Source organism: Streptomyces sp. NPDC002730 (assembly GCF_042888805.1).
Lineage (GTDB): Bacteria > Actinomycetota > Actinomycetes > Streptomycetales > Streptomycetaceae > Streptomyces.
Genome location: NZ_JBIAQG010000068.1, coordinates 1 through 1564, shown reverse-complemented (window position 1 = coordinate 1564; position 1564 = coordinate 1). Strand labels below are relative to the sequence as shown.

Below are 1564 nucleotides of genomic sequence, written 5' to 3'. Positions count from 1 at the left end.
GGTGGCCTCGATGCCGGCGCGGATTGCGTAGCGGCGCTGCCATTGCTCGGTGCGCTGGTCGAGCCGGTTATGTATCTGGATCTCGTGCAGCGGCCGGGGGAGCACGGCGATGGAGCGGGGCCCGGTGGCTGACGTGGTGCACTGGGCACGGTCCGGGCAGGCCCGGCAGTCCGCCTCGGCGAACCGGGCCTGCAGATAGGTGTGATCCTTGATGCTCAGCCTGGTCCAGGACACGCTCGTGGCCCCGCGCGGGCAGATCGCCTGCTCGGTGTCCCAGTCGATGGTGAAGGCCGCCTTGCCGAAGCCCGAACCGGCCTTGGCCTGTGCGCTGTGGTCGGCAACGACCGGGCCGAGCAGGGTGATGCCGTGCACACGCCGGGCCCGCTCGATGCGTGCCGGTGATATGTAGCCGGAGTCGACGACGTGCTCGGCGGGCAGCAGCTGCCGCTCGGCGAGCTTGTCGTGGATGGTGTCGGTCAGCTCGATGTCCTGGACGGTGGAGATGGTGGTGGCGGCATGGACCACCAGCTCGGGGCGATCCTCGTCGCAGGTTTCCGTGAAATGTGTCCGGTAGCCGGACCAGGCGGTGTCCCGTTTGACGCAGTAGTGCGCGTCGGTGTCATAGGGCGAGTCGAACCGCAGCGAGGCGGGCGGCAAGGCGCGGCCGTCCCGCCAGCGCAGCTGCCCGTCGGCGTCCCAGAAGTAGTGGTGGACCCAGACCTGACGCAGAATCTCCACTTGAGGAAGAAGCCGCAGGTGGGGTGGGGCGGACGTGGCCCAGGCAGCAGTGAGGATCTTCTGTCCGTCCCGGCCGAAGGTCTCCGCCAGGGCGGTTACCCCGGCTTTCCCGCCGGGGACCTTGCCGATTTCCACCTTGCGCCCGTAGCGCTTGGCCCACTCGGGCTCGATCAGCGGATACAGCCAGGCGGGAGCAGCCTCGGCCAGCTCCTCCAGGGCTGCTCGCAGTGTCTCTCCGACCAGCTCCAGGCGGCTGAGGGTCCGCACCGCGGCCAGCACATGCGTGGCATCGGTACGCTGCCGACCCCCGGCCCTGAGCAAGCCGGCCTCCACCAGGCGGTCCAGCATGAGCTGCAGCAACTGGTCGGCGGCGCCGTCCTGTTCGGCCAGCCGGGCCCTGAACTCGCACAGCACCGAGTGGTCGAACCCCGGATCCTCCAGCTCAAGCCCGATGGCGTACTTCCAGTCGATCCTGGTACGGACCGCCTCCGCGGCCGCGCGGTCGGACAGATTCTCCGCGAACTGCAGCACCGACACCAGCGCCAGCTGTCCGGGCGACAGCCCCGGCCTGCCATCGTCGGGATACAGCCCGGCGAACTCCGCATCCTCGAACAGGACATCGAGCCGGTCCCGGATGTGCATCGCCGGGGTGCCCTTGGGGCACGCCGCCCGCGCCGTCCGCAGCGTCCTCACCGGAATCCACTGAAAATTCCTCGGCCGTAACGACACCTCAAAGCCCCAGACCCCGAAGCCACCCCGCACACCCCCAGCGAAGCACCCCACCGCCCTCCCGTCAGCACCCCACACAAGATCACCAACAGAGTCA

The 1564-nt window shown here is 69.1% G+C and carries 1 protein-coding gene; it reads right to left on the bottom strand.

The window, feature by feature from the left end; translation table 11 throughout:
- Nucleotides 1–1431: IS1182 family transposase (locus ACFYXH_RS42455; RefSeq protein ID WP_389575181.1), on the bottom strand; the 1431-nt coding region annotated here is incomplete at its 3' end.
- Between the last annotated feature and the right edge of the window lie 133 nt (nt 1432–1564).